Annotated in this window: 27 protein-coding genes; 14 read left to right on the plus strand and 13 right to left on the minus strand. The window is 71.0% G+C overall.

The genetic code is table 11. The features are described 5' to 3' along the window. Nucleotides 1–32 precede the first annotated feature (32 nt). Both alc and allB read right to left on the minus strand, forming a co-directional pair. Nucleotides 33–1,148 carry an allantoicase gene (gene alc, locus OG331_RS12900; protein ID WP_406195299.1) on the minus strand — a complete coding sequence of 372 codons (1,116 nt, stop codon included), beginning with the start codon at nucleotides 1,146–1,148 and terminating at the stop codon, nucleotides 33–35. 38 nt (nucleotides 1,149–1,186) lie between these two features. Beyond that, complete coding sequence (gene allB / locus OG331_RS12905) at nucleotides 1,187–2,527, minus strand: allantoinase AllB (RefSeq protein ID WP_406195301.1); 1,341 nt, start codon at nucleotides 2,525–2,527, stop codon at nucleotides 1,187–1,189. 247 nt (nucleotides 2,528–2,774) lie between these two features. Here allB and OG331_RS12910 point away from each other — a divergent pair, with 247 nt between their 5' ends. Continuing rightward, nucleotides 2,775–3,575, plus strand: a complete 801-nt coding sequence (locus OG331_RS12910; protein WP_328878299.1) for an IclR family transcriptional regulator — start codon at nucleotides 2,775–2,777, stop codon at nucleotides 3,573–3,575. Nucleotides 3,576–3,777: 202 nt separating this feature from the next. Here the strand turns inward: OG331_RS12910 and OG331_RS12915 are convergent, their stop codons facing one another. After that, entirely contained in the window at nucleotides 3,778–4,092 is a 315-nt protein-coding gene (locus OG331_RS12915) for a DUF5955 family protein (RefSeq protein WP_406195304.1), read from the minus strand. Between the two features lie 184 nt (nucleotides 4,093–4,276). Between OG331_RS12915 and OG331_RS12920 the strand changes: the two genes are divergently transcribed. Further along, a complete protein-coding gene (locus OG331_RS12920) occupies nucleotides 4,277–4,879 on the plus strand; it encodes an NTP transferase domain-containing protein (protein ID WP_406195306.1) in 603 nt (200 codons plus the stop codon). 209 nt (nucleotides 4,880–5,088) lie between these two features. After that, on the plus strand, nucleotides 5,089–6,711 hold the full coding sequence (aceB, locus tag OG331_RS12925) for a malate synthase A (protein WP_406195308.1): 1,623 nt from the start codon (nucleotides 5,089–5,091) through the stop codon (nucleotides 6,709–6,711). A 4-nt stretch (nucleotides 6,712–6,715) separates the two neighbouring features. Here aceB and OG331_RS12930 read toward each other — a convergent pair whose 3' ends face one another. From OG331_RS12930 to OG331_RS12940, 3 genes are read right to left on the minus strand one after another with little or no spacing between them, the layout of a single operon-like run. After that, nucleotides 6,716–6,994: a SelT/SelW/SelH family protein gene (locus tag OG331_RS12930; protein WP_369274272.1), complete on the minus strand. Its 279-nt coding sequence runs from the start codon at nucleotides 6,992–6,994 to the stop codon at nucleotides 6,716–6,718. Then, nucleotides 6,991–7,905 carry a HipA family kinase gene (locus OG331_RS12935; protein ID WP_406195311.1) on the minus strand — a complete coding sequence of 305 codons (915 nt, stop codon included), beginning with the start codon at nucleotides 7,903–7,905 and terminating at the stop codon, nucleotides 6,991–6,993. Before OG331_RS12935 ends, OG331_RS12930 begins: the two co-directional genes overlap by 4 nt. 22 nt (nucleotides 7,906–7,927) lie before the next feature. Further along, nucleotides 7,928–9,412: an IucA/IucC family protein gene (locus OG331_RS12940; RefSeq protein ID WP_406209983.1), complete on the minus strand. Its 1,485-nt coding sequence runs from the start codon at nucleotides 9,410–9,412 to the stop codon at nucleotides 7,928–7,930. A gap of 105 nt (nucleotides 9,413–9,517) precedes the next feature. Between OG331_RS12940 and OG331_RS12945 the strand changes: the two genes are divergently transcribed. From OG331_RS12945 to OG331_RS12955, 3 genes are read left to right on the plus strand one after another with little or no spacing between them, the layout of a single operon-like run. Beyond that, nucleotides 9,518–11,032, plus strand: coding sequence for an IucA/IucC family protein (locus OG331_RS12945; protein ID WP_406195313.1), 1,515 nt, complete (start codon nucleotides 9,518–9,520; stop codon nucleotides 11,030–11,032). A 43-nt stretch (nucleotides 11,033–11,075) separates the two neighbouring features. Then, nucleotides 11,076–12,347, plus strand: a complete 1,272-nt coding sequence (locus tag OG331_RS12950; protein WP_406195316.1) for a VWA domain-containing protein — start codon at nucleotides 11,076–11,078, stop codon at nucleotides 12,345–12,347. Next, entirely contained in the window at nucleotides 12,347–13,150 is an 804-nt protein-coding gene (locus OG331_RS12955) for a hypothetical protein (protein WP_406195319.1), read from the plus strand. The genes OG331_RS12950 and OG331_RS12955 overlap by 1 nt, the downstream gene beginning before the upstream one ends. 63 nt (nucleotides 13,151–13,213) lie before the next feature. Here the strand turns inward: OG331_RS12955 and OG331_RS12960 are convergent, their stop codons facing one another. Next, entirely contained in the window at nucleotides 13,214–13,840 is a 627-nt protein-coding gene (locus tag OG331_RS12960) for a winged helix-turn-helix transcriptional regulator (protein ID WP_406195321.1), read from the minus strand. An 87-nt stretch (nucleotides 13,841–13,927) separates the two neighbouring features. Between OG331_RS12960 and OG331_RS12965 the strand changes: the two genes are divergently transcribed. The 5 genes from OG331_RS12965 (at nucleotide 13,928) to OG331_RS12985 (ending at nucleotide 17,509) form a co-directional block, all read left to right on the plus strand. Further along, nucleotides 13,928–15,139, plus strand: coding sequence for a pyridoxal phosphate-dependent aminotransferase (locus OG331_RS12965; RefSeq protein ID WP_406195324.1), 1,212 nt, complete (start codon nucleotides 13,928–13,930; stop codon nucleotides 15,137–15,139). Between the two features lie 26 nt (nucleotides 15,140–15,165). Next, nucleotides 15,166–15,705 (plus strand): HAD domain-containing protein, encoded by a 540-nt coding sequence (locus OG331_RS12970; RefSeq protein WP_406195326.1) that lies wholly within the window; start codon nucleotides 15,166–15,168, stop codon nucleotides 15,703–15,705. Next, entirely contained in the window at nucleotides 15,702–16,301 is a 600-nt protein-coding gene (locus OG331_RS12975; RefSeq protein ID WP_406195329.1) for a histidine phosphatase family protein, read from the plus strand. The genes OG331_RS12970 and OG331_RS12975 overlap by 4 nt, the downstream gene beginning before the upstream one ends. A 95-nt stretch (nucleotides 16,302–16,396) precedes the next feature. Beyond that, nucleotides 16,397–17,035 (plus strand): hypothetical protein, encoded by a 639-nt coding sequence (locus OG331_RS12980; protein WP_406195332.1) that lies wholly within the window; start codon nucleotides 16,397–16,399, stop codon nucleotides 17,033–17,035. Between the two features lie 51 nt (nucleotides 17,036–17,086). Further along, a complete protein-coding gene (locus OG331_RS12985; protein ID WP_406195334.1) occupies nucleotides 17,087–17,509 on the plus strand; it encodes an acyl-CoA thioesterase in 423 nt (140 codons plus the stop codon). On the opposite strand, the gene OG331_RS12990 is transcribed toward OG331_RS12985, so the two are convergent. Further along, nucleotides 17,510–17,905 (minus strand): winged helix-turn-helix transcriptional regulator, encoded by a 396-nt coding sequence (locus OG331_RS12990; protein WP_406195336.1) that lies wholly within the window; start codon nucleotides 17,903–17,905, stop codon nucleotides 17,510–17,512. 93 nt (nucleotides 17,906–17,998) lie between these two features. Here OG331_RS12990 and OG331_RS12995 point away from each other — a divergent pair, with 93 nt between their 5' ends. Then, nucleotides 17,999–19,426: an MFS transporter gene (locus tag OG331_RS12995; protein WP_406195338.1), complete on the plus strand. Its 1,428-nt coding sequence runs from the start codon at nucleotides 17,999–18,001 to the stop codon at nucleotides 19,424–19,426. Nucleotides 19,427–19,499: 73 nt separating this feature from the next. Beyond that, entirely contained in the window at nucleotides 19,500–19,949 is a 450-nt protein-coding gene (locus OG331_RS13000; RefSeq protein ID WP_406195340.1) for a spore-associated protein, read from the plus strand. Between the two features lie 80 nt (nucleotides 19,950–20,029). On the opposite strand, the gene OG331_RS13005 is transcribed toward OG331_RS13000, so the two are convergent. Continuing rightward, on the minus strand, nucleotides 20,030–21,682 hold the full coding sequence (locus OG331_RS13005) for a serine/threonine-protein kinase (RefSeq protein ID WP_406195342.1): 1,653 nt from the start codon (nucleotides 21,680–21,682) through the stop codon (nucleotides 20,030–20,032). Between the two features lie 131 nt (nucleotides 21,683–21,813). On the opposite strand from OG331_RS13005, the gene OG331_RS13010 reads away from it, so the two are divergent. Further along, nucleotides 21,814–22,416 (plus strand): 3'-5' exoribonuclease domain-containing protein, encoded by a 603-nt coding sequence (locus OG331_RS13010; RefSeq protein ID WP_406195345.1) that lies wholly within the window; start codon nucleotides 21,814–21,816, stop codon nucleotides 22,414–22,416. On the opposite strand, the gene OG331_RS13015 is transcribed toward OG331_RS13010, so the two are convergent. From OG331_RS13015 to uraH, 4 genes are all read right to left on the minus strand, one after another. Further along, nucleotides 22,382–23,776 carry a nucleobase:cation symporter-2 family protein gene (locus tag OG331_RS13015; protein WP_406195347.1) on the minus strand — a complete coding sequence of 465 codons (1,395 nt, stop codon included), beginning with the start codon at nucleotides 23,774–23,776 and terminating at the stop codon, nucleotides 22,382–22,384. The genes OG331_RS13010 and OG331_RS13015 overlap by 35 nt on opposite strands. A gap of 222 nt (nucleotides 23,777–23,998) precedes the next feature. Further along, nucleotides 23,999–25,378 carry an 8-oxoguanine deaminase gene (locus OG331_RS13020; protein WP_406195350.1) on the minus strand — a complete coding sequence of 460 codons (1,380 nt, stop codon included), beginning with the start codon at nucleotides 25,376–25,378 and terminating at the stop codon, nucleotides 23,999–24,001. Between the two features lie 131 nt (nucleotides 25,379–25,509). Next, a complete protein-coding gene (gene pucL, locus OG331_RS13025; protein WP_406195353.1) occupies nucleotides 25,510–26,433 on the minus strand; it encodes a factor-independent urate hydroxylase in 924 nt (307 codons plus the stop codon). Nucleotides 26,434–26,438: 5 nt separating this feature from the next. Next, nucleotides 26,439–26,831 (minus strand): hydroxyisourate hydrolase, encoded by a 393-nt coding sequence (gene uraH, locus OG331_RS13030; RefSeq protein ID WP_383248635.1) that lies wholly within the window; start codon nucleotides 26,829–26,831, stop codon nucleotides 26,439–26,441.

Below are 26,831 nucleotides of genomic sequence, written 5' to 3' on the forward strand. Positions count from 1 at the left end.
CGGAGTTGGAGATCCGGTGCGCCACACCTGCGTCAGCCGCCCAGCTCCTGGTGCCGCGCCGCCAGTCCGGCCGTGCCCTGCTCGGTCAGCGAACCGTGCAGCCGCAGTCGGGAGATGCCGCCGTCGGGGAAGATGTCCACGCGCGCGTGCGTGCCCACGGCCGGGTTCGGCAGGACGAAGCGGTGGTTCGTGTCGGGCTGGAGGCGGGTGCGCGGCAGGATCTCCGTCCATTCGCCGTCCTCGCCGTCCTTCACCGAGACCGACGCCCAGCCCGCGCTGTTGCCCTTCAGGTACGCGGTGTCGATCTCGATCGCCCGGATCTGGGACTGGGCGACGAGGCGGTAGCGGATCCAGTCGTTGCCCTGGTCGCGGCGTCGGCGCGTCTCCCAGCCGTCGTCCATCTTGCGGGAGCGGCCCGGCTGGATGGTGTTCGTGGCGGGCGAGTAGAAGAGGTTGGAGGCGTCCTCCACTTGGCCGCCGTTCTCCAGGGCGACGACGTCGAGGGTGCCGAGCACCTCCAGCCACTGCGGATCCGGGGCCACCTCGCCGTACACGCGCAGGCGGGCGATGCCGCCGTCGGGGTGCTGGTTGACGCGCAGGTGGGTGAAGCGCTGCTCCACGGCGATGGCGAAACCATTCTCCGCATGCCCGCCCACCGGCGTGCGCGGCACCAGCGTCGTCCACTTCACGTCGTCCGCCAGCAACTCCTGCGGCGACGGCGAACCCGGTACCGACGTGGCCTCGATGGACACCGCCTGCGGGTAGTTGCCGCGGAAGTGGGCCGTGTCGACGACGATCCCGCGGATCACGCCGGGCGCGCCGAGGCGGACCAGCGCCCAGTCGTGGTCCTCGGCCGTCGGCCACGGGTGCTCGGCGGAGGCGCCGCGCCGCCGCCGGGTCTCCCAGCCGTCCATGATCTTGCCCTTGTGCCCGAAGTGCTCGGGGTCGAACTCGGCCCGCTCGGGCAGCAGAAGGTTCTCGCGCTGGGCGAAGAACTCGTCGTTGGCGGCGATGACACCGGCGCCCAGCCCGCGGTCGGCGAGGTTGGCGTACTGGGTGAACGGGAAGTCGGCGGTGCGGTGGTCGGCGTAGGGGTCGCCGCCGCCGTAGGGGTTCGCGTCGCCGGTGAAGCTGGGTATCGCCGTCACGGTGATCAGGTCTGCCTTTCGAATTCGATGGGTGGGATTCAGTTGGTCCGGGTGAGCAGTCGCCCCTTCGGGTCGGTGAACTCGCCGTCCGTGACGATGCGTTCGCCGCGCAGCCAGGTGGACTTCACGACGCCGTACAGGGTCTTGCCCGCGTACGCCGTCACGCGGTTGCGGTGCTGGAGGGCGGCCGGGTCGACGGTGAACGTCTCGTCGGGCGCGAGGACGGCGAAGTCGGCGTCACGGCCCGCCTCGATGGCGCCCTTGCGGTCGTCGAGTCCGACGAGCTCCGCCGTCCGCGCGGACATCCAGCGGACCACGTCCTCCAGGCCGTGCCCGCGCTTACGGGCCTCGGTCCATACGGCCGCCAGGCTCAGCTGGAGTCCGGAGATGCCGCCCCAGGCCGTCGCGAAGTCGTCTGTCTTCAGGTCGGCCGTGGACGGGGAGTGGTCGGTCACCACGCAGTCGATCGTGCCGTCGGCCAGCGCCTGCCAGAGCAGGTCCTGGTTGGCGGACTCGCGGATCGGCGGGCAGCACTTGAACTCGCTGGCGCCGTCCGGGACTTCCTCGGCGGTGAGGGTCAGGTAGTGCGGGCAGGTCTCGACGGTGACCCGGACGCCGTCCGCCCTCGCCTCGGCGATCAGCGGCAGGGCGTCGCTGGAGGACAGGTGCAGCACGTGCACGCGTGCGCGCAGGGCCTTCGCCTCGCGGATGAGCTGGGCGATGGCCGTGTCCTCGGCGTCCCGGGGGCGGGAGGCCAGGAAGTCGGTGTACTTGGGTCCCGGCTGCTGCGGGGCGGAGGCGAGCAGGTGCGGGTCCTCGGCGTGCACGATGAGCAGGCCGTCGAACGCGGCGATCTCGGCCATGGTGCGGGCCAGCGGGTCCCGTTCGAGGTGCGGGAACTCGTCCACGCCGGACGGCGACAGGAAGGCCTTGAAGCCGAAGACGCCGGCCTCGTGGAGCGGGCGCAGGTCCTTGACGTTGTCGGGCAGGGCGCCGCCCCAGAAGCCGACGTCGATGTGCGCCTTGTCGGCGGCGACCTGCTGCTTGACGCGGAGGTTGTCGACCGTCGTGGTCGGCGGGAGGGAGTTGAGCGGCATGTCGACGAGGGTGGTGATGCCGCCGGCCGCCGCGGCACGCGTGGCGGTCCAGAAGCCCTCCCACTCGGTGCGGCCCGGGTCGTTGACGTGCACGTGCGTGTCGACCAGGCCGGGCAGCAGGACGTCGTCGCCGAGGTCCTCCAGGCGGGCACCGGACGGGACTTCGGCGTCGTACCCGAGTACGGCCGTGATCTTGCCGGCGGAGACCAGGACCGAGGCGGCCCGTGTCCCCTCCGGGGTGATGACGCGCGTCGAGCGCAGCACCAGTTCAGCGTCGGACACCCGAACCCCTCTCTGCCGCCGTTTACTTCCGCGTAACGGAATTCAACTTTCTGTTGAAGGAGTCTCCGCTCCCGCTCCCGCGCCGTCAAGGGCACACTTCTCCACAGTGCACCCGTCCGCCGCACTCTGGACGTTTCCACAAAGCGGAATTACAATTCCGGCAAGCAGAACGTAGCTACGTACAAGCAGGGAGTCAACCGACCGACGGGTAGGCTTCTGAGCTCCTACCGGTCCCGAAAGGAACGCCGTGCCGACGTCCAGCGCCAGCACCACCGACTCCGCCAGGTCCAGCTCCAATGGTGGCGTCCAGTCCCTCGAGCGCGCCTTCGACCTGCTGGAACGGATGGCGGACGCGGGCGGCGAAGTCGGTCTGAGCGAGCTGTCCGCGAGCAGCGGACTGCCGCTGCCCACCATCCACCGCCTGATGCGGACGCTCGTGGCGTGCGGTTACGTACGCCAGCAGCCCAACCGCCGCTACGCCCTCGGCCCGCGCCTGATCCGCCTCGGCGAGTCCGCGTCCCGGCTGCTGGGCACCTGGGCCCGCCCGTACCTCGCCCGGCTGGTCGAGGAGACCGGCGAGACGGCGAACATGGCCCTGCTCGACGGCGACGAGATCGTGTACGTCGCCCAGGTGCCGTCCAAGCACTCGATGCGCATGTTCACCGAGGTCGGCCGGCGCGTGCTGCCGCACTCCACCGGTGTCGGCAAGGCGCTGCTCGCCTCCTTCCCGCCGGAGGAGGTGCGGGCACTGCTGTCCCGCACCGGCATGCCGGCCGCGACGGAGAAGACGATCACCACGCCGGACGGCTTCCTCGCGGCCCTGGAGGAGGTACGCCTGAACGGCTACGCGATCGACGACAACGAGCAGGAGGTCGGCGTCCGCTGCCTGGCCGTCCCCGTCCCCGACTCCCCCACCGCGGCGGCCATCTCGATCTCCGGCCCGGCAGGACGGGTGACCGAGGCGGCGACGGACAAGATCGTACCGATGCTCCAGCAGGTCGCCGTCGAACTGTCGGAGGCCCTGGCCACCTCGACGCCGACCGCTTAGCTCCCGCTGGGGTCCGCGGGATTCCACTGAATCCCGCGGCGGAGAGCGGCGCACTCGTCCGACGCCTGGCCCTGGCCGCGTCGACAAGGTCTGCGACCGGTGGCGGGCCGGGGCGGGGGCGCTTCAGCATCGTCCACACCCCGCGCCTCGCGCGAGGACACGCAGACAGGCGGCTACGAACTGGTCGTCGAGATCTGAGGCCTCAACGACGCGGCGGGTCCCCGAACAGCTCCACCGCGTCGCGTACGGCCGACAGGCCCCGGGACAGTGCGCTCACCGAGCCGATCGCGCCCGCGATCAGCAGTAACGACCGGCGCAGGCGCGGGATTTCGGGGGCGCCCTCGATCGTCATCGCGGCCAGCGCGGCAAGTTCGTCCTCGGCGATGCCCCGGTCGGGGAACTCACCGGGATGCGCGGCGAGTTGGCGGCGCAGACGGGACACGGCGGTCCGCAGTCCCGCCACCCTCAGGTCCTCGTCGCTGCCCGTCACCGACCTCTGCCCCAAGCTCCGCAACAAAGCTCCCCCTCGCACGCCGTTGTGCGCCAGTAGTCACACATCCCCCGTCGAGCCCCCCTGACGGTGGTCGGGCGCCGGGGACGCGGGTCAGTAAACGCCACCGCTGCCGGGCGCGCCACCATACGGACCGAAATTCAGCCCAACGACACCGGCTGCGGCGGCGGACGTCAGGTATGCAGGACGCATGACTGAGAAAGAAGCCCCCCTGGTCGCGGGTCTGCTGCTCGCCGCCGGGGGTGGACGGCGGCTCGGCGGACGCCCCAAGGCCCTGCTCCGGCACCGTGGCCGACCGCTCGTCGAGCACGCGGTCGGGGTACTGATCGCGGCCGGCTGCGCCCGCGTGCACGTGGTGCTGGGCGCACAGGCCGCCGCCGTACGGGAGCAGGCGGAACTCGGTGACTGCGTCCTGGTGGACAACCCCGACTGGGCCGACGGGATGGGCTCCTCCCTGCGCGCCGGGCTCGACTCGCTCGCGGGCACGGGCGCGCGGGCGGCGCTGGTGTCGCTCGTCGACCAGCCCGGCATCGGACCGGAAGCGGTCGCGCGCGTGCTCGCCGCCTACGGGGACGAGGCGTCGCTCGTCTCGGCCGCCTACGACGGCGTACGCGGCCATCCCGTGCTCTTCGGCGCCGCCCACTGGGCGGGCATCGCGGCGACTGCGACCGGCGATCGAGGGGCACGCGCCTATCTGAAGGCGCACGAGGACGCGATCGGGCTCGTCGAGTGCGGGGACGTGGCCCGGCCGTACGACATCGACACGGAGGCCGATCTCACCCACCTTGAGTGAAGACGGTGGCACCCAGAGCCACCTTGCCTCGACTCAGAGAATCTCGACATCAACAAACCATTGAACTTCCACCATGAGGAAACTAGTATCCACTGTTCAGAAGCGCCCGACTGCTCCACGGGCGCTCCCAGCCGTATCCGGGAAGACTGGCACCCGGTGCCAAAGCTCGACCGCTCGTCTCCGTAGTTCGCTGAAGGAAGTGACAGCTCATGTCCGCACCAGCGCCGTCCCCGCTGGCCATCGTCGACGCCGAGCCCCTGCCCCGGCAGGAGGAGGTCCTCACGGAAGCGGCCCTCGCCTTCGTGGCCGAGCTGCACCGCCGGTTCACGCCCCGGCGTGACGAACTCCTCGCCCGCCGTGCGAAGCGCCGCGCCGAGATCGCCCGCACCTCCACACTCGACTTCCTCCCGGAGACCGCCGCCATCCGCGCGGACGACTCCTGGACGGTGGGCCCGTGTCCGCCCGCGCTGCAGGACCGCCGGGTCGAGATCACCGGCCCCACCGACCGCAAGATGACCATCAACGCCCTCAACTCGGGCGCGAAGGTCTGGCTGGCCGACTTCGAGGACGCCTCGGCGCCGACCTGGGAGAACGTCGTCCTCGGCCAGATCAACCTGATCGACGCGTACACCCGGAACATCGACTTCACCGACCCGAAGTCCGGCAAGTCGTACGCCCTGCGCGCGAACGACGAGCTCGCGACCGTCGTCATGCGCCCGCGCGGCTGGCACCTGAACGAGCGTCACCTCCAGTTCGACGGTGAGCAGGTCCCCGGCGCCCTCGTCGACTTCGGCCTGTACTTCTTCCACAACGCCCAGCGGCTGCTCGACCTCGGCAAGGGCCCGTACTTCTACCTCCCGAAGACGGAGTCGCACCTGGAGGCCCGCCTCTGGAACGAGGTCTTCGTCTTCGCGCAGGACTACGTCGGCATCCCGCAGGGCACCGTCCGCGCGACCGTCCTGATCGAGACGATCACGGCGGCGTACGAGATGGAGGAGATCCTCTACGAACTCCGCGACCACGCCGCCGGGTTGAACGCCGGCCGCTGGGACTACCTGTTCTCCATCGTCAAGAACTTCCGTGACGGCGGCACCAAGTTCGTCCTCCCGGACCGCAACGCGGTCACCATGACGGCCCCGTTCATGCGCGCGTACACCGAACTCCTCGTCCGCACCTGCCACAAGCGCGGCGCGCACGCGATCGGCGGCATGGCGGCCTTCATCCCGTCCCGCCGGGACGCCGAGGTCAACAAGGTGGCCTTCGAGAAGGTCCGCGCCGACAAGGACCGCGAGGCCGGCGACGGCTTCGACGGCTCCTGGGTCGCCCACCCCGACCTGGTCCCGATCGCCATGGAGTCCTTCGACAAGGTCCTCGGCGACAGGCCCAACCAGAAGGACCGCCTGCGCGAGGACGTCTCCGTGCAGGCGGCCGACCTGATCGCCATCGACTCCCTGGAGGCCAAGCCGACGTACCCGGGCCTGGTCAACGCGGTGCAGGTCGGCATCCGCTACATCGAGGCCTGGCTGCGCGGCCTCGGCGCGGTCGCCATCTTCAACCTCATGGAGGACGCGGCCACCGCCGAGATCTCCCGTTCCCAGATCTGGCAGTGGATCAACGCGGGCGTCGAGTTCGAGAACGGCGAGCACGCCACCCCGGAGCTGGCCCGCAAGGTCGCCGCCGAGGAACTGGCGAACATCCGCGCCGAGATCGGCGAGGAGGCCTTCGCGGCCGGCCACTGGCAGCAGGCCCACGACCTGCTCCTGGAGGTCTCCCTCGACGAGAACTACGCGGACTTCCTGACGCTGCCGGCGTACGAGCAGCTGAAGGGCTGAGCCCTCAGGAAGCCGGTTTGTCCGAGTGGCCCAGGGACTTTCCCGGGGCCACTCGGTCGCGTACGGCCTGCTTGACCGCCGTCGGCTCGGGGAAGCCCTGCTCGCGGCGGTCCCAGACCACTTCGCCGTCGACGCGGACGACGAAGATCCCGCCCTTGCCCGGCTTCAGCGCCAGTTCGTCCAGCTCCGCCTCGAAGGTGGTGAGCAGTTCCTGCGCCAGCCAGGCCGCCCGGGGCAGCCACCTGCACTGGGTGCAGTACTCGATCTCGACACGGCCACTCATCCGAGGTGCACCGACCAATCCTGTTCCGCGGCCGGCTTGCCGTGCAGGTCGGGCACCTGCTTCAGCCACTTCGGCCGGCCTTCCTGTGACTTCGCCGCCCGTAGGGCTTGCTCGGCGGCGAGTTCCTCCCGGGTGGGGAAGTCGGTGGGGAGCCAGGCGGAGGACGCCTGCACGCGTGCGTGGAGGTGGCCGACGTAGGCCTCGCGGAGCGCGTCGGGCGTCTCGAAGCCGGGCTCGTCCGCCAGCCAGGGGTCCGGCACCTCGGCCACGATCCCGCGCAGCAGTTCCTCGCTCACCCTGGGCGCCAGCTCCGCGTTCGCGGCGCGCACGTCGGGGGCGTAGTGGCCGAGGGCGTGGTGGCGGAAGTCGTAGGACTTCGCCGGGTCCGAGCCGTCCCAGCGGTGGTGGAAGACGAGGGCCGCTCCGTGGTCGATCAGCCACAGGCGCGGCGGGACCGTGCCGAGGGTGGGCCAGATCATCAGGTTCGAGCTGTGCACCGTGCGGTCGACGTTCGTGGTCAGGGCGTCCAGCCAGACGATCCGGCCCGCCTCCAGCGGGTCGACGGGGAAGGTCTTCGCGACCTCCGGGGTGAAGTCCCGAGCGCCCGGCAGAAAGTCCATGCCGAGGTTGACCCCCGCGCTGGCGGCGTGCAGGTCCCGCACCTCCTGGTGCGGCTCGCCGTCCGCGACGGCGGGGTCGAAATGGACCAGGACCAGCTCGGGGAAGCGCAGCCCCAGGGCACGGGCCAGCTCGCCGACGATCACCTCGGCGACCAGCGCCTTGCGCCCCTGCGCGGAACCGGTGAACTTCACGACGTACGTGCCGAGGTCGTCGGCCTCGACGACTCCGGGCACGGAGCCGCCGGACCGCAGCGGGGTCACGTATCGAACAGCAGTCACATCGCGCAGCACACCCGCCAGGGTAAGTCAGCGCTCACCCGGCCAGCGGGTTCGGGAGGGGCAGGTACCGGGCGTCGGCGCCGTCCGCGCCCGTCCAGCGCAGCAGCAGGTTGGTCTTGCCGGGGAGGGTGGGGGACGACAGCAGGGCCGGGATCTCGGGGAGGTCGTGGCGGGCCAGTTCGCGGTGGACGGCGGGCCAGGGGTCGAAGCCCGGGTGACGCTCCGCGAGGGCCGCGGCAATCTCGCAGAGGTGGTTCACGACGAGCGTGTACACCAGCCGCTCCCAGCCGGCCTCACGGGACACGTCCGGCAGCAGCTTCACGCCCTCGGCGTCCCGGAAGAGGGCCTGCACCGGGATGCCGTCGGTGTCGACGGCGACCAGCGTGTTCTGCAGGTGGGCCTCCAGGACGACGCCGTGATCGGCGAAGGCCGCGAGGGCGGGCGGGACGACGGCGCGCAGGTACGCCTCCCACCAGGCCGCGTCGCCGAGCGGGCTGCCTTCGAAGTCCTCCACCAGGCCCGCGGCGAGAATCGGAGTGGCACCGGGCAGCAGGTGGCCGTGGAAGCCGTCGCGCACCAGGACCGCCAGTTCCTCGAAGGCGAAGTCGGCGGTGCGGTAGCCGCGGTCGGAGAGCCAGGCCGCGGGGCTCGTCGCGAACGCGCGGGACGCCGCCGCATCGGTCCGGGGGAGTTTCAGCAGGTCGTGGCGCCACAGCCGACGGATGTCGTTGGTGATGCGGACGTCGAGGCTGAACTTGAGGAAGAGGTCGCCCGCGGAGGCGGACTCGGGGGCGCACTCGGGGACGTACAGCGTGCGGATCGCGGCCGTCGGCCACGCGTCGAAGCCGGTCGTGCCGAGCCGGATCAGCCGGCCGTCGGCGAAGGCCTCCGCGACCTCCCGGCCGACCAGGTCCAGCTGCCACGGGTGCGCGGGCAGCAGCCGGTAACCGGGCGGCGCCTCGCCGAAGGCGTCCAGGGCGGAGGTGTCGCCGTCCTCGACGACCGCGTCCTCGCGCAGGCCGAGCAGCGTCAGCGGGAAGCGGGCGTGCGCCTCGGGGGCGTACGGCAGCCAGGCCGCGGCCGGGCCGCCACCGCGCGCCTTGGGGGCGGGGTGATAGGGGTGGCCGGTGAGGAGGCACTGCTCGGAGCGGAGGTAGGGGTCCTCCGGCGGCGTCGCACGCGCGCGTGCGGTGAGCAGCGCGGCCACCGTGTCCCGGCTGTCGATCATCTCGGCGGGCAGTTCGTGGTTGGACAGACCGGTGTGGCGGCGCAGCTCCTCGGCGACCAACTTGACGAGTTCGGTGTGACCGACGCGCTGCCACGTCCCGTCCGCTCGCACCTCGGGCTCGGCGGGCCGGCGTTCGCCGAGCACCCGCAGCAGGCGGCCCGTGCCGTGCAGCCGGTACACACGCCGCTCGCCCGGGCCCGGAACGGGCTCTGCCACCTCCCGGAGGAAGCAGTTCAGCAAGGGCGCGACCGCGTGGGCGTCGGCAGCGGCTGACAAGGAGTTGAGGTGCACTCGCTCCACTCGTTCTCTACGGTCCGTTCCGGAGGGAAGACGATCAGTATGTCTCTGTCGTCGGCACCTGGCCCGACGTCCTACTCGTACCCGAGGAGCCCGCCCGTGCACCGTCTCCCCAGCGCCGAGGCCGAGGTCGGCGCCGATCTGGCCGACGTACGCCCCGAACTCGCGTCGCGGTACGCCGCCGAGCTGCCCGGGGCCCGGGCGGCCGTGCTGACCCGGCTGTGGCGTGCCCTCGCGCACGAGCCCCTGCCCTGGGTCGCCCGCCGTGAGCCGGGCAGGGAGGGCCTCACCCTGTGCCTTTCGGACGGGCGCCGGCTGCACGGCCCGCGTGCGGACCCGTACGCCACCGCCGCGTACGTCACGGCCGTACGGCTCGACGACACGTCGTACGACGATCCGGCCCGGCTGCTGTCCGACCTCGCCGTGCCGCACGGCACGTCCTTCGCCGCCGAACTCGGCCACAGTGTCGCCTCGTTGGCGCTGTCGCGGGCCGGGCAGCACGGCCACCCGAAGGAGTGGCCGGTGTCCGACTGGGCGTGGGAGCAGCGGGTGGTCGACGGGCATCCGTTCCATCCCAACTGCCGTTCCCGGCCCGGCTTCTCGGTCGCGGAGCAGTTGGCGTACGGGCCCGAGCACCGGCCGGTGGTGACGCTGGGGCCGGTGCCGGTGCGGGCGGCGGAGTGCCTGGTGACGGGCCGGTGGCCCACGGAGTTGCGGGACGGGGAACGCCTGCTGATCCCGGTGCATCCGTGGCAGGCCGAGCATGTGCTCAAGCGCCCCTGTGGCCCCTGCGGCGACGGGATCGCCGCGCACCCGCTGATGTCCCTGCGCACTCTCGCCCTGCCCGACGGACCGCATGTGAAGACCGCGTTGAGCGCGCGGCTCACGTCCTCGGTGCGGGACATCTCGGTGTACTCCATCGGCCTGTCGGCCACCCTGTCGGACTTCGCGGCGGAGCTGGCGGCACGTATGGACGGGCTGCTTCACGTCACCCGCACGCTGGGTGCCGCGACGGCCGACTCCCCCGATCTGGCGGCGGTGCTGCGCGAGTCGCCGCAGGTGTACGCGGGGCCCGGCGAGCGGGTCGTACCGGTGGCGGCGCTGGCCACCACCGAGCTGGCCGAATCGCCCGCGTGGCTGGCCGAGTTCACGCGTCTCGCCGTCACCGTGGGGCTGCGGCTGCTGGAGCTGGGTGTGGCGCTGGAGGCCCACGGCCAGAACCTGCTCGTGGTGCTGTCGGCGGACGGCTCCCCGGTCGGGCTGGTCTACCGCGACCTCGCCGACATCCGCGTCAGCCCGGCCCGGCTGGCCCGGCACGGCATCCCGCTGCCGGAGCTGGCCGGCCGGATCGTCACGGACGACGTGCCGACCCTGCGACGCAAGCTGTTCGGCTCGCTGGTGGCCGGGGCGCTGGCGGGTACGGCGGGCTCGGGCGCGGCGTTGCACGGGGCGCTGAAGGCGGTCGTACGGGAGCTGCCGGACACCGGGGATCTCGCCGCACTGCGCGAGGAGCCGCTGCCGACGAAGGCGCTGACGCTGATGCGGCTGTCGCCCGGGTCGCCCGGGGACCAGTGGGCGGAGCTGCCCAATCCGCTGGTCACCGAGGTGTTCTGACCTCGTTTTGAAGCGGGACACCTCTGATCAATAAGATCCGCCGATGATCACAAGAACACGGCTGGCGACCGGGGCCTGCGCCCTGCTCGCCGCGCTCGCGGCCGGGATGGCGTTCCCGGCCGGGGCGGTTGCCGATGAGACCAGCGCGTTGGCGCCCAAGGTCGATCTCGTCCTCGACGTGAGCGGCTCGATGCGGGCCAAGGACATCGACGGCAAGTCCCGGATGGCTGCGGCGAAGCAGGCCTTCAACGAGGTGCTGGACGCGACGCCCGAAGAGGTTCAGCTCGGCATCCGCACCCTGGGCGCCAACTACCCGGGCGACGACCGCAGGACGGGCTGCAAGGACACCGCGCAGCTCTACCCGGTCGGCCCCCTGGACCGCACCGAGGCCAAGACGGCGGTGGCGACCCTCACGCCGACCGGCTGGACGCCGATCGGTCCCGCGCTGCTGAAGGCCGCCGGCGACCTCGACGGCGGCGAGGGATCCAAGCGGATCGTGCTGATCAGCGACGGCGAGGACACCTGCGCCCCGCTCGACCCGTGCGAGGTGGCCCGGGAGATCGCCGCCAAGGGCATCGGTCTGACCATCGACACGCTCGGCCTCGTCCCGAACACCAAGATGCGGCAGCAGCTCAGCTGTATCGCGGAGGCGACCGGCGGGACGTTCACCTCGGTCGAGCACACCGAGGAACTCACCGACAAGGTCAACCAGTTGGTGGACCGGGCGGCCGATCCGGTGGTGACGCCGGTCGCGACGACGGGCGCGGACCGGTGCACCAAGGCGCCGACGCTGAAGTCCGGCCTGTACACCGACCGCGAGGAGTTCGGGCAGCAGCGCTGGTACCGGGTGGACGTCGAGCCCGGCCAGGAGCTGCGCGCCTCGGTGAGCGTGGCGGCCGACCGGGCCGTGAACCCCTCGTACGGCGTCCTGCTGCGGGCGGTGACCGCGCCCGGCCGGGAGATCGTGCGCGGCGAGGCGGCGGGCAACGGCCGTACGGATGTCGTGTCCACCGGTCTGCGCTACCCGAAGGCGGAGGCCGACGACGAGGACGCGACCGCCGCGGCCACCGAGACCGTGTGTCTCCAGGTCACCCACTCCTTCTCGGCCGGCTCCGGAGTGCAGAGCACGCCCGGGCTGCCGCTGGAGCTGACCGTCGACGTCGTGGACGGGCCGTCGCAGTCGAGCGACGTGGCCTCCTTCGGCCTCGGGCGCGGCTGGTGGCTGCTCGGGGCGCTGATCCTCACCGGCTTCCTCGCCGGTCTCGTCTGGGGCTGGCTGTCGCGCTGGCGCGTCGCGGTCTGGAGGACCAACTGATGCGGATCACACGTGTGTTGAGCACGGCCCTGCTGATGCTCGGGCCGGCGGTCGCCCCTGCGGTCGCCGACACCTCTCCTTCCCCCAGCGCTTCGGAGGACGGCGGCGCGCCGACCCAGGCGGGCACCTCCTTCCGGACCGCGACCGAGATCGGGCAGGGGCAGACGGCCACCGCGAGCGCCTCCACGGGCGACTACCTGTACTGGTCGTTCCCCGCGGACGCCGGCCGGCGCCCCACCGTCAAGGCGACCGTGAAGCTGCCCGACACGCATGCCGCCGAGACCTGGCAGATCGACGTGTACGACGGCCTGCGCCGCCGTCAGGCCTGCCAGTACGCGGCGCAGACGCGCACCGCGGCGGCGAACGCGAGCACGGTCGAGCTGGCCTGCGTCCTGCGTACCGTCCGCGGCTGGTCGGAGCCCTGGGCCAACGACCCGCTGCCGGGCACGTACTACATCCGCCTGTCGGTCGTGGACGTGCCCACCTCCGACCTCGGTCTGCCGGTCGGCGCCGAGGTCCGGGTCGACTCCAAGGACATCGGCGGTTCGGCCGCGGTGGACGGGGCGCTGGCTGAGCCGCTCGTACCAGGGGTCGCCGTCAAGTCGCAGGACGACGAAGAGGATTCGTCCGCCTCGGCCGTGCTGTCCGGCATCGAGCCCGAGGACGGCTGGGCGTCCGGCTGGTGGTCCGACCGCTGGGTGTGGACGGCGATCGGCGGCGCGCTGGCCGCGCTCGCGGGTGTCGGCGGGTACACGCTGACGCGCGGGCCGGGGCGGCCGTCGCGGGTGCCGCCGGGCGCCTGACGGATCGTCACACCGATCGACGAGGCCCGCCGTACATGACCGTACGGCGGGCCTCGTCGGTGGTCAGACGTCCAGCAGGGCCTTGGCCAGGGTCCCGTCCCCGCTCACCGCGACACGGCCGTCCCGTACGGCGTCCGCCACACTCAACTCCCCCCGCGCGACCGCCTCGCACGTCGCGGAGTCCAGGACCAGCCGCGCGTCGGGCTCACCGGGGGCGGGCCCGTCGCCGTAGACCGGGCCGTCCTCGGCGCCGACGTACAGGTGGAAGTCGCCTTCCTCCAGGCGGACTTCGACCAAGCCCACTCCCTCCAGCGACCTCAGCAGAGGCAGCGCGAACCAGTGCGCACGCACGGCGTCGGTGGCCCGCCGCTCGCCGAGCTCGGGCTGCCCCCACTCCCCCAGCGCCTGGAGCACGGGCAGCAACTCACGTCCACGCGAGGTGAGTTCGTAGACGTACGCCGCACCGGGCGGCGGCAGCCGGCGCCGCGTGGTGATCCCGTCCCGTTCCATGTCCTTCAGCCGCGAGGCGAGTACGTCCGTGCTGACGCCGGGCAGGTCGGCGTGCAGGTCGGTGTAGCGCCGCGGGCCGGCCAGCAGCTCCCGGACGATCAGCAGGGTCCAGCGGTCGCCGACGACGTCGAGCGCACGGGCGGCGGAACAGTACTGGTCGTAGCTTCGGCGAGGTGACATGCGACGCAGTCTAGACATGTTGTTGGACTTTCCAAGCGTGAACTTGGTAAAACCAAGCAACACACGAAACCGGAGGGGCGAGCGCGCATGGAGTTCCGGCAGTCGAGCAAGCTGAGCGAGGTCTGTTACGAGATCCGCGGTCCGGTGATCGAGCACGCGAACGCACTGGAGGAGGCGGGTCACAGCGTGCTGCGCCTGAACACCGGCAACCCCGCGCTCTTCGGCTTCGAGGCGCCGGAGGAGATCCTCCAGGACATGATCCGGATGCTCCCCCAGGCGCACGGCTACACCGACTCGCGCGGCGTCCTCTCCGCCCGCCGGGCCGTGGCCCAGCGCTACCAGACGCTCGGCCTGGAGGTCGGTGTCGACGACGTCTTCCTCGGCAACGGCGTGTCCGAGCTGGTCTCCATGTCCGTACAGGCACTCCTCGAGGACGGCGACGAGATCCTCATCCCCGCCCCGGACTTCCCCCTCTGGACGGCGGTGACGACCCTCGCCGGCGGCAAGGCCGTGCACTACCTGTGCGACGAGCAGGCCGACTGGTACCCCGACCTGGACGACATGGCTTCGAAGATCACGGACCGCACGCGGGCCGTGGTCATCATCAACCCGAACAACCCGACCGGCGCGGTGTACCCCAAGGAGATCCTGGAGGGCATCCTCGACCTTGCCCGCCGCCACGGCCTGATGGTCTTCGCCGACGAGATCTACGACCAGATCCTCTACGACGACGCCGTGCACCACTCGGTCGCGACCCTCGCCCCCGACCTGGTGGTCCTCACCTTCTGCGGCCTGTCGAAGACGTACCGGGTGGCGGGCTTCCGCTCCGGCTGGCTCGTCGTCACCGGCCCGAGGCAGCACGCGAAGGACTATCTGGAGGGCCTGACGATGCTGGCCTCCATGCGGCTGTGCGCCAACGCGCCCGCCCAGTACGCCATCCAGGCCGCCCTCGGGGGCCGCCAGTCCATCCGGGAGCTCACCACCCCCGGCGGCCGCCTGCACGAACAGCGCGACGTGGCCTGGGAGAAGCTCAACGAGATCCCCGGCGTGTCCTGCGTGAAGCCGAAGGGCGCGCTCTACGCCTTCCCGCGCATCGACCCCAAGGTGCACAAGATCCACGACGACGAGAGGTTCGTCCTGGACCTGCTGCTGCGGGAGAAGATCCAGGTCGTGCAGGGCACGGGCTTCAACTGGCCGACCCCGGATCACTTCCGGATTCTGACCCTGCCGTACGCGGACGACCTGGAGGCGGCGATCGGGCGGATCGGACGGTTCCTCAGCGGCTATCGGCAGACCTGAGTGTCCAGGGTGGGTAGAACCCGTGTATGAGTACCCGCCCTCTGCTGCTCCTCGACGTGGACGGTCCTCTCAACCCGTTCCGCGCCCCGTACCTCCGCCATCGCGGCTATGTGACGTGCCGGCTGCACCCCGCCAACTGGTCCGCCCGGCAGACTCCGGGGTCCCGGCGGTTGCGTCGGGGCCTGAAGGTGCGCCTGCATCCGGGGCACGGGGAGCGGCTGCTGGCGCTGCCGTACGAGCTGGCCTGGGCCACCACCTGGCAGCACCAGGCCAACGAGATGATCGGGCCGGTGATCGGGCTGCCGGGTGATCTGCCGGTCATCGAGTGGCCCGAGCTGTTCGGGACGGACCCCGACGGGCTGTACTGGAAGACCCGGCACGTGGTCGCGTGGGCGGCGGGACGGCCCTTCGTCTGGGTCGACGACATGATCACCGACCTCGACGTACGACATGTCGCGGCCCACCATGACGCGGCCGCGCTGCTCGTACCGGTCGACGCGCGCAAGGGGCTGCGCGAGCGTGACTTCACGGAGTTGGAGCGCTGGGCTCTTAGCCTGGACACATGAGTGATCTCTTTCTCGTCCGGCACGGCGAGACCGCCTGGTCACGGTCCGGGCGGCACACGGGCTGGACGGACGTACCGCTCACCGAGCACGGGCGGGAGGAGGCGCGGCGGCTGGTGCCGATGATCCGCTCGCATCGGATCGGGGCGGCGTTCGTCAGCCCGTCGCAACGGGCGCGGGAGACCGCGGAGCTGATCGGACTGCACGACATGCGGGTCGACGCCGATCTGCGGGAGTGGGACTACGGCGGGTACGAGGGCATCACGACCGTCGAGATCCAGCGCGAGCGGCCGGGGTGGTTCCTGTTCACGGACGGGGTCGCGCCGGGGCCGCCCGACCATCCCGGGGAGAGTCCCGAACAGGTCGGGGAGCGCGCCGACCGGATGCTGGCCAAGGTGGATGCCGCCTTCGCCAACACCGAGGGGTGCGTGGTGCTCGTGGCGCACGGCCACTTCCTGCGGGTGCTCACGGCCCGGCGGCTCGGGCTGCCGGCGGCGGACGGGGCGCTGTTCCAGCTGGCGACGGGGACGCTGTGCCGACTGGGTACCGAGCACGGTCGGCCCGTGATCGCCGGGTGGAATGTCAGACCCGGGTCGTAGCCTTCCCAGCAGATGGGCCGGTCCTCGCCCGGAGGGGGCCGCCGACGCCGTGCCTGGAGTCGGGCCGATGCCCAGCGCCCGGGAAGGAGCAGGCCGTGACCCGACCGCCGACCACCGCCCAGCGGCGTGTCATCGATGCCGCCGATCCCATCACCGGGCGGCTGAGGGGTACGGACGCGCAGCTCGCTGCGCTGGTGAAGCGGGGGCTCGCCTTTCGGCACCCGCGGCCGCCGCACGATCACTTTCTGACGCCGGCGGGGCATCGGATCCGGGAGGCGGAGCCCACCGAGCCGGCAGCACCTGCGGAGCCCGCGGCTGCCGCGGCCGGCGGGGTGTTCGCCGCGCGGATCGGCGGTGAGGAGGACGCCCCGAAGACGGGGCCGGCGCGGTTGCGTGAGGTGCGGGGCGCCTGGCAGGGCCTCCTGGAGCTGCGCCGGATGACCAGTCCGGACGGGGCCGTGGACCGGCCGTGCGCGTGGGAGCGTACGCATCTGGTGCAGGCCGCCGCGCTTGCGCTGGAGGCGGCCGGCCACCCTCCGGCCGGGCCGGACTCCGCGGACGGGTACCGGGTGCGGGCAACCCCGCAGCCGGAGGCTGCAGCCGTGCACGAGAGCGACGGCGCGCGGCTGCGGGCCTGCGCGGCCACACTGGAAGAGGCGGGCTGGCAGGTCGGCGAGCACACCGAGCCGCGCACCAGAGCACGCTATCTGCTTGCGTCCCCACGACGGGCATGACGTGCGTGCCAAGATCGGTGCGCTGGGCACAGAAGGCGAGAAGGGGAAGCAGTGAGCGAGCAGTTTTCCGTCCGGGTCACCGTCCGCGGCTACGAGACCGACACCCAGGGGCACGTCAACCAGAGCGTGTACATCAACTACGCCGAGCACGCGCGCTGGTCGCTGCTCCGGGCCGCGGGCATCACCCAGACGGGGCTGATAGGCAAGGGCGTGGGTCCCGTCGCATTGGAGACGACCATCCGCTACAAGCGTGAGCTCCTCGCCGGTGACGAGGTGGACATCACGTGCGCCTTCGAGTGGTCGGGCGGCCGGACGTTCAGTGTCCTGCAGACCATCAGCAAGGCCGACGGCACGGTGGCGGCCGAACTCAAGGGTGTCGGCGGGCTGCTGGACCTGAAGGAACGCAAGCTGGTGGCGAACCCGCAGGACTACTTCAAGGAACTGTCCACGGAGCCGAGCCTGTTCGGGCTGTAGTCAGGCCTGCTCCTTGTCGTGCTCGGCGTCGTAGGTGGCACGCGACTCGGCGATGTAGACCCTGTTCCGCTCGGCCCAGTCGGTCAGGCGCTGCAGGGTCTCGTGCAACTCCCGCGCCACCGGCGTCAGTTCGTATTCCACCTTCGGCGGCACCGTCGGATGGACGGTGCGGGTGACGAGGCCGTCGCGCTCCAGATTGCGCAGGGTGAGGGTCAGCATCCGGCGGCTGATGCCCTCGATGCTGCGCTCCAGCTCGGTGAAGCGGATGGGTCCGTGCGCGGCGGCGACGAGGATCTGGACGCTCCACTTCCCGGAGACCCTGTCAAGAACTTCGCGGACCGGGCACGCGTGCGCGTTCACTGCCTGGACGGTTACACCGGTGTTCCTCTGGGACATCCAACTGCCTCCTTATGCCGCTCTCCCATGGTCACTCACGATGTACCCCGTTACAAGTCGTGCACCATTGGAGAAGCCGGAGGCAGGACCGCCATGACGGCCATCGTCGAGTCCCCGACGCCGACATCACACCGAACGTACTCCCGCTGGGCATCCCTCGTCGTCCTGTGCGCGGGGACGCTGATGACGATCCTGGACGGCAACATCGTCACGGTCGCCATGCCCGCCATCCAGACCGACCTCGGCTTCACGGCCCCGGGCCTCGCCTGGGTCGTCAACGCCTACCTGATCCCGTTCGGCGGGTTGCTGCTGCTGGCGGGCCGGCTCGGCGACCTGGTCGGCCGTAAGCGGATGTTCACGGCGGGGCTCGCCGTGTTCACCGCGGCTTCCGTGCTGTGCGGGGTGGCGACCGAGCAGGGCGTGCTGATCGCGGCGCGCGCCCTGCAGGGCGTGGGCGGGGCGATGACCTCGGCCGTGGTGCTGGGCATGCTGGTGGCGCTGTTCCCCGAGCCGCGCGAACAGGCCCGTGCCATCGCGGTGTTCAGCGCGGTCGGCGCGGCGGGCGGCGCACTCGGCACCTTCCTCGGCGGGGCGCTGACCGAGGCCCTGAACTGGCACTGGATCTTTCTGATCAACCTGCCGATCGGGATCGTGGCGTTGCTCGCGGCGCTACGGGTGCTGGAGCCGGACCGCGGCGCCGGGCTCGGCAGGGGCGCCGACTACCCGGGCGCGGCGCTGGTCACCGGCGCCCTCATGCTCACGGTGTACGTCATCGTCGGCGCCGGCGACCGTGACCTGACCGCCACCTGGCTGCTGGCCGCCCTGGCCCTCGCCCTGTTCGTGGCGTTCACGCTCCGCCAGGCACGGGCGGCTCGTCCGCTGCTGCGGCTGCGCCTGTTCGGCTCCCGGCTGCTGAGCGGCGCGAACGCCGTGCAGATCCTGATGATCGCGACGATGTACGGCTTCCAGTTCATCGGCGCGCTGTACCTCCAACGCGTCCTGGGTTACGGCGAGTTGCTGACCGGCACGGCGTTCCTGCCGGCGCCGATCGCCATCGGCGTACTGATGCTGGGCCTGTCGGCGCGGACCGTCGACCGCTACGGGGCGTACCGGGTCCTGCTGGCGGGGCTGGCCCTCATCGTCGCGGGCATGGCACTGCTGAGCCGCGCCCCGGTGGACGGCTCGTACCTCACCGACGTACTCCCGCCGCTGCTTCTGCTCGCTGCCGGATTCGCCGCGGCGATGCCCGCGCTGACCGGGCTCGCGATGTCGGGCGCCCGCGAGGAGGACGCGGGGCTGGCGTCCGGGCTCTTCAACACCACGCAGGTGGTGGGCGGTTCGCTGGGTCTGGCGGTGCTCTCGGTCCTGGCCGCGAGCCGCACCGACGGCCTGCGCGAGCGTGGTACGGAGCTGGTGGCCGCCACGGCGGCGGGTTATCAACTCGCCTTCCAGGTAGGGACGTTGATCGCGATCGGCGCGCTGATGCTGGCGGCGGTCGTGCTGCGATCGCGGCAGAACTGAGCACAACCATTCGGATACCCCGTGGGTCACATCATGCAGGAGCAACCAACTCCAATGGTTACCAGGGGGAAATATGCGATACACCCGTTCTGTTCTGTCCGGCGCCGCAGTGGCGGCCCTGATGGTGGGGAGCACGGCCGCCCTGGCCTCGCCCGCCTCCGCGGCGCCCAACACCACCCCGCAGAAGGTCTGCGGCAGCAGCTACAAGACCGTGAACTCGGCGCCCGTCGGCTCGCTGGGCACCGTCTACCTGACGTACAACGCCTCCAACGGCGAGAACTGTGTCGTGACCATCCGCAAGAACCCGGGCACCGCCCAGGACATGTCCGCGTGGATCTACGTCCCCGACACCGAGGAGTTCCACGAGGACAACGGCAGCTTCACGTCGTACGCCGGACCGACCTACGTCACCGGCAAGGGCCACTGCGTCGACTGGGGCGGGCACATCAAGAACGTGTACGTGCAGGTGACCGGCTCCAACTGCGGTTCCCTGAAGGAGAACCGGGTGACCTTCACCCGCTGATCCGGCCCCACAGGGACACCGCTCGCCCCGGCAGGACTCCCGGAGTTCTGCCGGGGCGGGCGCATGTCGCCACGGGGCGATCAGGCCGCGTTCTTCCAGACCGTCATGTCCAGGCTCACCGAGGCGAGCTCCGGCAGCGCCGTCGACTTCGTCTGGACCACCAGCAGCGCGATGTCCCCGGAGGAGTGCTTGACGCAGATCTCGCTGCCGGCCGCCACCGAGGCCAGGGTCCAGCGGTGGCGGTCGGCGCCGCCGAGCATGAGGCGGCATTCGTCGAGGGTGGTCCCCGAACTGCCGAACATCTGGAGGAACACGCTGCTGTTGCTCTCGATCGCGCAGCCGGCGTCCTCGCAGTCGAGGCGGATGTCGCCCTTGCGGTCCTCGCGCCAGAGCGGTTCCTTGAAGCTCAGTGACGTCTGCGCGGTCAGCAGCACGGGGGCTTGAGTGAGGACTTGCGGCGACGCGGACCTGGTCGGGGAGGGCTTCGACGCCCCCGGTGTCCGGTCACCGGTTCCGGCCGCCCCGGCACCGTCCCGCGACGTCGGCGCGGATGCCGATGACGACGCCCCCGGCTCCTTCCCCGACGACCGTGCGGAGTCCTTCGGGCCGGACGTCGACGACGCGCCCACGACCCAGTCGCGGAACCTGACCCCCGCGTCCGCGAACAGCCACGCGGAACCCGTCAGCACCAGGGCCCCGGCCGTCACCGCCGCGGTCGTGATCAGCGCGGTACGCCGTCCGCCCGCCCGCCGCTCGTCGGGCTCCGCCGGCTGCGGCTGTGGCTGCGTGACGACCAACGGCCGGGTATGCAGCAGCCGGGTGGGGTCGGGCACCGGGGACGGAACCGTCACCTCCAGCCCCATGACGTCCCGCCAGACGGCCGGCCCCGCGCCCGCGTCGGCGTCGGACCCGAGTCGCCGCCGGCACCACTCGATGATCTCCGCCGAGGTCGCGCGCTCCTCCGGGGCCGCGGCCAGGCACCGGGCGAACAGGGGACGGAGTTGCTCGGGCAGCGCGGACAGGTCGGGTTCGTCGTGCACGATCCGGTACAGCACACCGGGCGCGGAACCCTCCCCGTAGAGCGGCCGGCCCAGCGCCGCGAACGCCGCCGTCTGGCCCAGCGCGAAGACATCCGTCGCCGCCGTGACCTCGCCCCCGGACGCCTGCTCGGGAGCCATGAAGTGGGGCGTGCCGACGGTGGCGCCCGCGGCCGTGTGGGAGCTCAGGTCGGCGGCCAGCGAGATGCCGAAGTCGATCACGCGGGGCCCGTCGGCGGCCAGCAGCACGTTCGACGGCTTCAGGTCCCGGTGCACGATTCCCGCACCGTGGATGGCCTGCAGCGCCTCGGCCACCCCCGCCATCAGCCACAGCACCGCGGGCACCGGCAGCGGGCCACGCCGGGCGACGGCCTCCGTCAGGGAGGGCCCGGGAACATACAGCGTGGCGAGCCAGGGCGGTACGCCGTCCACGTCGGCGTCGATCAACTCGGCGGTGTACGCGCCACGGACCCGCCGGGCCGCCTCCACCTCCCGGCGGAATCGCCGTCGGAAGCCCGGGTCGTCAGCCAGCTCCGGGCGTACCACCTTGATCGCCACCGGTCGGCCGCCCTGCGTGTGTGACAGGAAGACCCGGCCCATGCCACCGGCGCCGAGCCGGGCGGCGAGGCGGTATCCGGCCACGACGGGCGGATCGTCCGCCTGGAGTGGCTGGAACACCTCAGTCGCGTTGCTCATCGGCCCGCTTCCCCCTCATCCCCTGAACCCCAGAACCCCAGAACCCCTGGTCAATCATGAGTTGACCGAGGCAGAAGCCTAAGCGGAATTCGGATGCGGAAGGCCACGGCCACCTGGGAAACTCCCACTCCATGGCCGCACGACGTATCAGACCCAGCCTCTACATCTCCGTCGACATCGAGGCCGACGGCCCCATCCCGGGTCCGTACTCCATGCTGAGCCTCGGCGCCGCCGTCGCCGGGATGCAGGATGCCGAAGGGTTCACGGCGGCCGACCCGGAGAAGGACACCTTCTACCGTGAACTACGGCCGATCAGCGACGAGTTCGTGCCGGAGGCGCTGGCCGTGAGCGGGCTCGATCGGGAGCGCCTGCGCGAGGAGGGTGTCGACCCCGCCCTCGCGCTCGCGCAGTTCACGCGCTGGGTGCGTGAGGTCGGCGGCGACGCCCAGCCGGTGATGTGCGGCTACCCGGCGTCGTACGACTGGACGTTCCTGTACTGGTACTTGATCCGCTTCACCGGAGCGAGCCCCTTCGGGCACTCGGGCTGCATGGACATGAAGACGCTGTACGCGACCAAGGCCGGGCTGCCGCTGCGGGCGGTGGCCAAGGGCACGATGCCGCGTGAGCTGCTGTCGAGGCGCCGTCACACGCACCATGCGCTGGACGACGCCGTCGAGCAGGCCGAGTTGTTCGCCAACCTCATGGCGTGGCCGGGGCCCGGGTCGCCCCGGTGATCTCCTCCCCTGCCTCCATGGGGTGGGTGACGTCCTGTGCGTCGCGGCCCCTGCCCAGGTGGTTGAAGACGAGGTTGAGCGCCACCGCCGCCACACAGCCCGTCGAGATGCCGGAGTCGAGGACGATCCGCGCCGTCTCCGGGAAGGCGTGGTAGAACTCCGGCGCCGTGATCGGGACGATGCCGACGGCCAGTGAGACGGCGACGATCAGGACGTTGTTGTCCCGGTCCAGGCCGGCCCGAACCAGGGTCTGGATGCCGCTGGCCGCCACCGAGCCGAACAGGACCACGCCCGCACCGCCGAGCACCGGGCGCGGTACGACCGCGATGAGCGACGCGGCCATCGGGCACAGGCCCATCAGGACCAGGAAGCCGCCGCCCGCGGCGACGACGTACCGGCTGCGGATCCTGGTCATGGCGACCAGGCCGATGTTCTGCGCGAAGGCACTGCACATGAAGCCGTTGAAGAAGGGGCTGATCGCCGAGCCGAGAGTGTCGGCGCGCAGGCCCGCCGCGATGGTCTTCTCGTCGGCCGGGCGGTCGACGATCTCACCCAACGCCAGCATGTCGGCGGTCGATTCGGTCATCGACACCACCATCACCACGCACAGCGAGATGATCGCGGCGAGCTGGAACTGCGGGGCACCGAAGTGGAACGGGGTCGGGAAGCCGATGACGGCCGCGTCCGCGACGGGCCCGAAGTCCGTGACACCGAACGGGATCGCGATCAGCGTGCCCGCCACCAGGCCGAGCAGTACGGCGATCTGCTTGACGAAGCCCGTGGTGAACCGGCGCAGGAGCAGGACGATCAGCAGTGTCCCGCCCGCCAGGCCCAGGTTCGTCGCCGAACCGAAGTCGTCCGCGGCCGGGTTGGGGCCCTGCGCCCAGCCGAAGGCGACGGGGAGCAGCGAGATGCCGATCAGGGTGATGACCGTACCCGTCACGACCGGTGGGAAGAAGCGCACCGCCTTGCTGAAGAAGGGGGCGGCGAGGAAGCCGAGGAGGCCGGCGACGATCACCGCGCCGAAGATGATCGGCAGGGCGTCGGACTTGTCCTCGGTGGAGGCGACGATCGCGGTCATGGGGGCGACGCCGGCGAAGGTGACGCCGTTGACGAACGGCAGTCGGGCGCCGATCTTCCATATCCCGAGGGTCTGCAGGAAGGTGGCGAGGCCCGCGGTGAACAGGCAGGCGCCGGTGAGGAAGGTCAGATCGGTCGCGGAGAGGCCTATGGCCGCGCCGACGATCAGGGGTGGGGCGACCACTCCCGCGTACATGGCGGCCACATGCTGAAGGCCGGTGGTCGCCATTTTCAGGGCGGGGAGTTTCTCGTCGACTGGATGAACGGACTGGGCGGACACTGCGGCTCTCCTCCGGTCGGTTACACGGCGGCTCTGACGTGGGTTTCAGGGAGGTGGTGCGCGGTCGTGCGGGACCGGGGACGGGCCCGTTCCGGGGGGAAACGGTGACCGTTCCGGAGCGCACGCATGGGCGCGCGCCCCGGAGACGGCCGCCATGGACCCCGCTCGGGTCCACGGCTACCGGTCGAGGGCCGTCCCCCTCGACCGGAGATCTTCAACTGGTCAGCCCTGCGCGGCGATCTCCGCGAGCCGCCGGGCCTGGTCCCGCGTGCTGCGGGCGATCGCGTCCTCGTCGGCCGTGCGCAGACGTCCGTCCTCCACGATCTGCTGGCCGTTCACGAAGGACGCCGTGACCGGGGCCGCCGCGCCGAAGACCAGCGCGGTGACCGGGTCGGCGATGGAGGAGTGGGCGAGCGTGTCCAGCTTCCACAGCACCAGGTCGGCCAGCTTGCCGGGCTCCAGCGAGCCGATCTCGGCGGCGCGGCCGAGGACCTGGGCACCGCCGTACGTCCCGAGCCGCAGGGCCTGCCGGGCGTTCAGGGCGGCCTCGCGGTGGGCGCCGAGGCGGTTGATGAGCAGGGCGTTGCGCAGTTCGGTGTGCAGCTCGCCGGACTCGTTGGACGCGGTGCCGTCGACGCCGAGGCCGACCGGGACGCCTGCCGCCAGCATGTCGGGGACGCGGGCGATACCGGCGGCGAGGCGGGCGTTGGAGGACGGGCAGTGGGCGACACCGGTCTTCGTCCGGGCGAAGGCGGCGATGTCGGAGTCGTTCATGTGGACGCAGTGCGCCATCCACACGTCCTCGCCGAGCCAGCCGGTGGACTCGAAGTAGTCGGTCGGGCCCATGCCGAACAGCTCGTGGCAGAACTTCTCCTCCTCCACGGTCTCCGAGCCGTGGGTGTGCATGCGCACGCCGAGCCGGCGGGCCAGCTCGCCGCCCTGCTTGAGCAGTTCGGTGGAGATGGAGAACGGGGAGCAGGGGGCGACGGCGACCTGGGTCATCGCGTCGAAGGAGGAGTCGTGGTGCTGCTTGACGGTCTCCTCGGTCGCGGCCAGCGCGCCTTCGAGGGTCTCGACGGCGAAGTCCGGGGGCAGCCCGCCGTCCTTCTCACTGCGGTCCATGGAGCCGCGGGCGAGGGTGAAGCGGACACCCATGTCGCGGGCGGCACCGATGATGGCGCCGGAGAGGTCGCCGGAGCCCTGCGGGTAGACGTAGTGGTGGTCCATGGCGGTGGTCACGCCACCGCGGGCCATCATCGCCAGGGAGCCCTGCGCGGCCGAGCGCACCATCTGCTCGTCGATGCGCGCCCACGTCGGGTAGAGGGCGACGAGCCAGTTGAAGAGGTTGTGGTCCGTGGCCAGGCCCCGCGTGATCCACTGGTAGAAGTGGTGGTGGGTGTTGACCAGGCCGGGAGTGACCAGGTGCCCGGTGGCGTCGATGCGGGTACCGACGTTCTCCAGGCCCTCGGGTGCCTTGCCCGCGCCGAGCGACTCGATGCGGTTGTCCGCGATGACGAGGTGGCCCGTGGCGTACTCGGTGTCGTTCGCGTCCACCGTCGCGATCGAACAGTTCTCGATGACGATGCGCTGGGCTGCTGCCATGATTCGTCCCTTTTCGACGAGGTGTGCTGAAGCGGCGGGCACGGCAGGACCCTGGGGGATTTGAGTACCGCGGCCGGGGAGCCTCACAGGCTCGCTCCTCCGGCCGCGGGTGCCGAAATGGGGTTGCTGGCTTACAGGTTGGTGAGGTCCACGGGGATCTTCGGCTCGCAGCCGTCCCGCAGGATGGTGGCCTCGATCAGGCCGTAGGGGCGGTCGGCGGCGAAGTACACCTCGTTGTCGTTCTTCAGCCCGAACGGCTCCAGGTCCACCAGGAAGTGGTGCTTGTTCGGGAGGGAGAAGCGGACCTCGTCGATCTCGCTGCGGTTGTTGATGATGCGCGAACCCATTTGGTACAGGGTCTGCTGCAGCGAGAGCGAGTAGGTCTCGGCGAAGGCCTGGAGCATGTGCTTCTTGGTCTGCTCGTAGGACTTCTCCCAGTTGGGCATCCGCTGCTCGTCGTCGGTCCAGTTGAACCGCCAGCGACCGGAGACCTGGGTGGCCAGGATGCGGTCGTACGCCTCCTGGAGCGTCGTGTACTTGTCCTTGACGTAGCCCCAGAACTCGGAGTTGGTCGAGTTCATCACGACGAGGTCCTTGAGGCCGGATACGACCTCCCACTTCTCACCGTCGTAGGTGATCTGCGTGACCCGCGTCTCCTGGCCCTTGCGGACGAAGGAGTGCTTGACCTCGTCGGAGCCGATGAACTGCGAGTTGGCGTCGGAGGCCTCGATCCGCTCCCACGCGTACTCCTCGATACGGATCCGGGCCTGCTGGATCGGCTCCTGCGAGGTGACGAAGTGGCGGGCGAGGTGGATGCCGAACTGCTCGGCCGACTCGATGCCGTACTCCTTGGCGAACGCGTACACCGTGTTCTTGGTGGTGTCGGTCGGCAGGACGTTGGCGTTGGAGCCGGAGTAGTGGACCTCTTCCATGTCGCCGGAGAGCGCGACGGAGACGTTCAGGTCCTTGATGTGATGGGTGGCGCCGTCCCGCGTGATCTTTACGACTCGGTTCTCGGCCTTGCCGTACTGGTTCTGTCCCAGGATCGTGGGCATGTCTGCTAGCTCCCTCGGTAAACGGAGTAGCCGAACGGGTTGAGCAGCAGCGGCACGTGGTAATGCTCCCCGGGGTTCACGGCGAAGGTGATCGCCACCTCGGGAAAGAACACGGCACCGCTGTCCCGATTCGCGGGGGCGTCCTGCTGCGCATCGGCTTGCTTCTTCTCGAAATACGGCTCCACGGCGAAGTCGAGCCGTACGTGTGTGGTGCCCTCCGGCAGCGCCGGCAGGTCCTTGCACCGCCCGTCCGCGTCGGTCGCGGAGCCGCCGAGCGTCTGCCAGTCCGCGCCGCGGCCGGTGCGGGCTGCGAGCTGGACGGCGACGGCCTCGGCGGGGCGGCCGACGCTGGTGTCCAGGATGTGGGTGGACACGGAGGCGGTGGTGCTGGTGCTCAT

The sequence above is a fragment of the Streptomyces sp. NBC_01017 genome (genome assembly GCF_045162795.1).
Classification (GTDB): Bacteria; Actinomycetota; Actinomycetes; order Streptomycetales; family Streptomycetaceae; genus Streptomyces; species Streptomyces machairae.